Genomic DNA, 7140 nt, shown 5'->3' with positions numbered 1-7140 from the left:
CATTAACCAGCTCAAACGCAACCGCGCCATGGCCACCAGGTACGACAAGCTCGCTGTCCGCTTCGAGGCCACACTCACCATCGCCGCGATCAACGAGTGGCTCAGTGCCTTATGAAACACGGCCTAGAACCTGGCCGTCGATGGGAGCGCTTACGGCGATACGCGTCCTTTAGCGCACATTGAGGCTATAGGGGCATCCAAGGGGCACGAGCCGGGGCGTCCACAGCACGCACAGTCTCACGGGGGCGACGATGTCCTATGCCGGCCGATCCACCAGTGCACGCCGCGGTTTCACCGAGGAGGACGACGGAAGTTACGTCACGGCCGTACGCGGGCTCGGCGTGCTCCAGGAGCCGCTGCTGAACAAGGGGACCGCCTTCACCCGGCAGGAACGCGCCGACCTCGACCTCGACGGTCTCATCCCGCCAGCGGTGGAGACGATCGAGGAGCAGGCGCAGCGGGCCTACGCCCAGTACCGCGCCCAGCCCACGGACCTGCTCAAGAACGTCTTCCTGGAAGGGCTGCGGGATCGCAACGAGGTCCTGTACTACCGGCTGCTCAGCGACCACCTCCGCGAGATGCTCCCGATCGTGTACGACCCCACGGTGGCCGAGGCGATCAAGGGCTACAGCCACGAATACCGCCGGCCGCGCGGGCTCTACCTGTCCGTGAACGACCCTGACGGGATCGCCAAGGCGTTCGACGACCTCGGCATGGGGCCGGACGACGTCGACCTGATCGTCGCGTCCGACGCCGAGGAGATCCTCGGCATCGGCGACTGGGGCGTCGGCGGCGGGGCGGGCATCACCACCGGCAAACTGGCCGTCTACACCGCCGCCGCGGGCATCGACCCGGCCCGCGTCATCCCGGTCGCCCTGGACGTCGGCACCGACAACGAGGCCCTGCTCAACGACCCCGCCTATGTCGGCAACCGGCACGCCCGCGTACGCGGTGAGCGTTACGACGCCTTCATCGACGCCTACGTCACCACGGCCACCCGCATGTTCCCCGGCGCCATGCTGCATTGGGAGGACTTCGGCCCCTCCAACGCCCGCCGGATCCTGGAGCGGTACAGGAACAAGATCCCCACGTTCAACGACGACATGCAGGGTACCGGCGCGATCGTCCTGGCCGCCATGCTCAGCGCGATCAGGGTGTCCGGGACGGCCATGCGGGACCAGCGAATCGTCGTGTTCGGCGCGGGCACGGCCGGCTGCGGCATCGCCGACCAGCTGCGGGACGCCATGGTCCGCGACGGCCTCGATCGCGGCACCGCCACCCGGCGCATCTGGACGATCGACAAGCAGGGCCTGCTCACCGACGACATGACGGACCTGCGCGACTTCCAGCGGCCCTACGCGCGCCCGGCCGCCGAGGTGGACGGCTGGAGCCGCGGCGAGCACGGTATCGGGCTACGCGAGGTCGTCGAGCGGGTCAAGCCCACCATGCTGCTGGGCACCTCGACCGTGCACGGCGCCTTCACCGAGGACGTCGTCCGCGCGATGGCCTCCGACGGGGGCCGGCCGATCATCTTCCCGATCTCCAACCCCACCGAGCGGATCGAGGCGATGCCGGCCGACCTGCTCCGCTGGACCGACGGCCGGGCCCTGGTCGCCACCGGCATCCCGGTGGACCCGATCACGTACAACGGTGTCACCTACACCATCGGCCAGGCCAACAACGCCATGTTGTACCCGGGCATCGGGCTCGGCGTGGTCGTGTCCAAGGCGCGCCAGGTCAGCGATGGCATGTTGGAGGCGGCCGCCAACGCCGTCGCCGGGCTCGTGGACCCGTCGCTGCCGGGCGCGTCGCTGTTGCCGCAGGTGGACAACCTCAGAGAGGTCTCGGCGACCGTCGCCGTGGCCGTCGCCGAGCAGGCCGCCACCGAGGGCCTGGCCCGCACTGAGATCCACAACGCCGTGGAGCAGGTCCGCCAGGCCATGTGGCAGCCCGCCTACCACCCGATCAAGGCCGTGGAGCAGCGATGACCATTACTGGGGCGCACAGACCCAGCGGTCACTGATCCACTTCAGTATCGGCGACGATCGCATGCCCAAGGCCGTATACCACGCGTACGGCTCCATCAAGAAGGCCGCCGCGATGGTCAACGCCCGCGCCGGGCGGCTGCCGCAGTGGAAGGCCGACCTCATCTGCCGGGTGGCCGACGAGGTGATCGCCGGCGACCTCGACTCGGAGTTCCCGCTGTACGTCTGGCAGACCGGCTCGGGCACCCAGTCCAACATGAACGTCAACGATGTGATCTCCAACCGGGCGATCCAGCTCGTCGGCGGCAGGCTGGGCGCCAAGGAACCCATCCATCCGAACGACCACGTCAACATGGGGCAGTCCTCCAACGACACCTTCATCACCGCCATGCATCTGGCCGCCCTGCTCATTGGTCGCTCACCCTCCTCACTCGCTCCGCGGAGTCCCTCCTTCGTCGGGCCTCCACTCCGCTCGCTGCGTCGGGTTCACTCCTGCTCGCCATCGACGAGCGACTGCTGCCCGCGGCGGGGAGGCTGCACGACGCCGCCTCCCGCAACAGCCGCCGCTGGGAGCACGTCGTCAAGATCGGGCGCACCCACCTGGAGGACGCCACCCCTCTCACCGTGGGCCAGGGGTGGTCCGGGTACGCCGCCCAACTCCAGGACGCGATCGAGCACCTGACCGCCACGCGGTCCGGCCTCTACCGTCTGGCGATCGGCGGCACGGCGGTCGGCACCGGTTTGAACGCGCCCCCCGGCTTCGCCGACGAGGTCGCCGCGAAGCTCGCCGGGCTCACCGGTCACCCGTTCGTGAGCGCGTCCAACAAGTTCGCCGCCCAGGCGTCGTGCGACGCCCTCGTACGCGTCTCGTCGGCGGTGCGCGCGCTGGCGGTCACGCTGTTCAAGTTCGCCAACGACATGCGGTGGCTCGGGTCGGGGCCGCGGACGGGCCTGCACGAGCTGCGGCTGCCGTCCTACGAGCCCGGCTCCTCGATCATGCCAGGCAAGGTGAACCCCACCCAAGCCGAGGCGATGCTGATGGTCGCGCTGCAGGTGATGGGCAACGACACGGCGGTCTCCATGGCCAGGGCCGAGGGCAACTTCGAGCTCAACGCCTTTCGGCCGATCATCATCAACAACGTCCTGCACTCTGTCCGCATCCTGACCGACATGATGGACCACTTCCGCGTCTACCTCGTTGACGGCGTGGAGCTGGACGAGGAGACCCTGCAGCGCAACATCGAGCGCTCCATCATGATGGTGACCGCGCTCAGCCCGGTGATCGGCTACGACCATGCGGCCCGGATCGCCCACCACGCCCTCGATGACGGTCTGACCCTCAAACAGGCCGCCCTCGACTCGGGTGTCAGTGAGACGCTCTTCGACCAGGTGGTCGACCCCGAACGCCTCACCCGCCCCGGCGCGGCCGGCTCCGCCTCCGGCACGCCCGCCGCACGGCGAAAATGACGGAGCCGCCGCGCATGATCAGGCGGATGCCGATGATCCAGAGGGCAGCAGGGATGAGGCAGGTGGACGGATTTCTCCGCTGCCGCGCGGCACCAGTGTGGGCCGGATGACACGGCGCGCCGGCGGCCCAGCCCACCCGTCGATCCTGGCGAACAGGGACTGCGCGGCAACCGTGCCCAGGTTGACCGGATCCCCGGCGACGACGGTCAGCGGGACGGGAAGCATGTCGGCCAGCGGGAAGTCGTCGAAGCCGGCGACCGCGACGTCGCGACGCGGCCCCAGCGCACGCAGCAGGCCCTGGGTCATGAAGCCGGTGGTGGTGAAGACGGCGGTCGGAGGGTCCGGCATCGCCAGCAGTTCGCGGCCCGCCCGTTCGGCCTCGGCCACCGAACCAGTGGACAGGCGCCGGATCAGGGCGGGGTCGGCCGAACCGACCTCGGTGCGCATGGCATCCCTGAAGCCGCGCAGGCGCTGCGTCGTCGTCCAGCGGCTCGGCGCGACGATGGCGCCGATCCGGGAGTGCCCGTAGGAGACGAGGTGGCGTACGGCCATCCGCGCCCCGGCGGCGTTGTCCAGCACCACCTCGTCGGCCTCCACCCCGGCGCCGGGGCGGTCCACGAAGACGACCGGGGTGCCGCGCGCGATCTCCGGCTGCAGGTAGCTGTAGTCCCGGCCGCCGGGAACGACGAGGAGCCCGGCCACCTGCCGGCCCAGCAGGCCGTCGATTGCCGCGCGCTCGGCCTGCGGATCCTCATCCGCGCTGGCCAGCACGACGGCGTAGCCGCGCGCCCGGGCCACGCCGATCACCGAGGAGGCGACGGCCGCGAAGAACGGGTTGGTGAGGTCGCCGAGCAGCAGGCCGATGTCTCCGGTGCTCTGCCCGGATCGCATGCCTCGCATGCTCCTGGCCACCTCGTTGCGCCGGTAGCCGGTCGCGGCGATGGCCGCTTCCACCTTTGACCGCGTCGCACGGCTGACCCGCCCCTCCCCGTTCACCACCCGGGACACCGTCTTCATGCCCACCCCGGCGAGTTCGGCGACCTGCTTCATCGTCGGCCGACTCACGAGCCGTTCCCCTTCCTGCGGCTTGTCGATCACTACAAGGCCGCGGACGCCCCGGCGGGGCCGGTCATCCCTCCGTCCCGGAGATTCCGCTGACATCACCGGGTCCGTCCACCCGGCCGCTGCCGTCCGTCCTGGCGTTGATCGTGGTACCGATCATCGTATCCGGGCCGGTGCCGGCGGCGGTCTCGGCAAGATCGCCAGGCGGCGCCTCGGCCAGCATGCCGGTCATCGCCCCGAGCACGCGTTCCGCCGTGGCCTCCGCCCGCGTGAACGCGGCCACACGCCGGCCCAGCCGCAGCACCTCGATCCGATCCGCCACCTCGAAGACGAAGGGCAGATTGTGGCTGACCAGCACCACCGATACGCCCTGCTCCCGTACGGACTCGATCAATGCCCGGACGCGGCCGGTCTGGACGACGCCCAGGGCGGCCGTCGGCTCGTCCATCAGCACCAGCCGGCTGGCCCACAGCACCGCTCGCGCCACCGCGATCCCCTGCCGCTGACCACCGGACATGGTGCCGACCATGCTGCGGGTGTCCTGCAGACCGACGCTGAGACGGGCGAACGCGTCGTCAGCCTGGCGCCGCATCTCCGGCTTGTCCAGCATGCCCAGCCTGCCGAGCAGACCGCCGCGCAGCACCTCACGTCCGAGGAAGAGGTTCGCAGCGGGATCCAGGTCGGGGGCGAGCGCGAGGTCCTGATAGACGGTCTCGATGCCATGGCTACGGGGATCGAGCGGGCTGGAGAAGGTGACCGGCCGGCCGTCGACGACGATCTCGCCCTCGTCCGGCTGGATCACCCCGGAGATCACCTTGATCATGGTGCTCTTGCCCGCGCCGTTGTCTCCGACCAGTGCGACGACCTCGTTCGGGTAAACGGTGAGCGAGGCGTCTTGGAGGGCCCGGACCGTCCCGTAGTGCTTGACGATTCCGGACAACTGCAGGAGCGGGGTGTCAGGGCTGCTGCTCATCTGCGCCTCCTCGGATCCCGTCCGGCCGAGGGGAGCCGGGAGGGGTGACAACGCTGTCGCATCGGACAGTACTAGGGTAGCGTGCGCCGGCATAGACGTCCGCGGTGCGGAGATCCCGCCGTGACCCGCGGCACCGAGCAGGTTCCGCCTGTCAGTCGAGGGGGTGCGTTCTTCTTGTCAGCCGACATCCACACAGCACACTGGGCAGTTCTCGCCGGGAGCCTGGCCTCCGTGTCCTCCCGGGCGGCGGCTCGGCTGGAGGCGGAATTCGGCGCCGGTGAGATGTTCCGGCGCTGTTTCGCCAACGCCTGGACGACCACGCTGCGCGGGAACCCGGACGAGCCCTTCGTCATCACCGGCGACATCGAAGCCATGTGGCACCGGGACACGGTCGGCCAGCTCCGGCCGTACTTGATCGGCCTGCCCGACCCGGCCGTGCGGCGCGTCCTGACCGGGGTCGTCCGGCGGATGGCCCGCGCGGTCCTGACCGATCCCTACGCGAACGCGGTGAACGACGGGCCCACCGGCGGCCACGCGGACGAGCACGACCGGCCGGCGCCGCCCCCGGACGTCTGGGAGCGCAAGTACGAGGTGGACTCGCTGTGCTCGTTGCTGTCCTTCGGCTATGAGCTCTGGGCGGCCGGTGGATCGGCGGCGCATCTGGACGGCGACTTCGCGGCGGCGGCCGACCTCGTCATGCGGGTCTGGCGGGTCGAGCAGGACCACGAACGGGCCTCGCCGTACCGGTTCGAGCGCGTGGCCGGCCCCTTCCAGGGCGACACACTGGACCGCGGCGGCCTCGGGTCGCCGGTCGGCCGCACGGGGATGACCTGGTCGGGATTCCGGCCCAGCGACGACCGGTGCGAGTACGGCTACCTGATCCCGGCCAACGCGGCGGCCGTGGTCGCGCTCAACGGCGTCGTGCGGCTGTGTGCGGAGGGACTGCTGGAGCCCGCGCTCGGCACCCGGGCGCTCGAGCTGGCCGTCGACATCGCGGGCGGCATCGCCCGCCATGGAGTGGCGCACACCGGCTCCGGCCCCGTCTACGCGTACGAGGTGGACGGCCTCGGCGGGGTGAACCTGATGGACGACGCCAATGTGCCAAGTCTGCTCTCCTTGCCCTATCTGGGCTGGTGCGACCACGATGATCCGCTCTACCGGCGGACCCGCGATCTCGTGCTGAGCGAACGGAACCCGTACTTCTACCGGGGCGGGGCAGCGGAGGGCGTCGGCAGTCCGCACACACCCGCGCGGCACATCTGGCCGATGGCGTTGTGCATGCGGGCCCTGACCGCCGGGTCACGGCAAGAGTCGGCCGACACGTACCGCGTGCTCGTGGCCACCGACGCCGGCACCGGGCTGATGCACGAAAGCTTCCACGCCGACGATCCCGCCACCTTCACCAGGCCGTGGTTCGCCTGGGCGAATTCCCTGTTCGCCGAGCTGTCGCTCTCCCTGGCGGGGCTCCCGGTGCCGCGTCCGGTTCCTCCTATGCCGGCCGAGGTGGCCGACGCCGTACGGGCGGCGGATTCACCGGTGACCCTCGCTCGGCAACAATTGGGCCACCGGCGTTGACGGCCCCCGGCGGCTGGGGTTACCGTGCCTCATCCGATGTGACAACGTTGTCACCAATGGCGCACCCTACAGAGGTGA

Annotated in this window: 5 protein-coding genes and 1 pseudogene; 4 read left to right on the top strand and 2 right to left on the bottom strand. The window is 70.1% G+C overall.

Annotated features, from left to right (window positions below):
- The first annotated feature begins 251 nt into the window (after positions 1-251).
- From Q9G87_RS56360 to Q9G87_RS56350, 3 genes and pseudogenes are all read left to right on the top strand, one after another.
- A complete protein-coding gene (locus tag Q9G87_RS56360) occupies positions 252-1988 on the top strand; it encodes an NAD-dependent malic enzyme (RefSeq protein WP_305924941.1) in 1737 nt (578 codons plus the stop codon).
- Positions 1903-2328 (top strand): annotated as a pseudogene (locus tag Q9G87_RS56355) (lyase family protein); the annotation flags it as partial. The gene Q9G87_RS56360 and the pseudogene Q9G87_RS56355, both read left to right, overlap by 86 nt.
- Entirely contained in the window at positions 2211-3452 is a 1242-nt protein-coding gene (locus Q9G87_RS56350; RefSeq protein ID WP_305924943.1) for a lyase family protein, read from the top strand. The pseudogene Q9G87_RS56355 and the gene Q9G87_RS56350, both read left to right, overlap by 118 nt.
- Before the next feature lie 18 nt (positions 3453-3470).
- Here Q9G87_RS56350 and Q9G87_RS56345 read toward each other — a convergent pair whose 3' ends face one another.
- Positions 3471-4517 carry a LacI family DNA-binding transcriptional regulator gene (locus Q9G87_RS56345; protein WP_305924940.1) on the bottom strand — a complete coding sequence of 349 codons (1047 nt, stop codon included), beginning with the start codon at positions 4515-4517 and terminating at the stop codon, positions 3471-3473.
- Positions 4518-4581: 64 nt separating this feature from the next.
- Entirely contained in the window at positions 4582-5487 is a 906-nt protein-coding gene (locus Q9G87_RS56340; protein WP_305924939.1) for an ATP-binding cassette domain-containing protein, read from the bottom strand.
- Between the two features lie 231 nt (positions 5488-5718).
- Here Q9G87_RS56340 and Q9G87_RS56335 point away from each other — a divergent pair, with 231 nt between their 5' ends.
- Positions 5719-7062, top strand: a complete 1344-nt coding sequence (locus tag Q9G87_RS56335; RefSeq protein ID WP_305924938.1) for a glycoside hydrolase family 125 protein — start codon at positions 5719-5721, stop codon at positions 7060-7062.
- Positions 7063-7140: the final 78 nt, after the last annotated feature.

This window comes from Nonomuraea turcica (genome assembly GCF_030718205.1).
GTDB lineage: Bacteria > Actinomycetota > Actinomycetes > Streptosporangiales > Streptosporangiaceae > Nonomuraea.
This window is presented reverse-complemented; position numbering and strand designations above follow the sequence as displayed.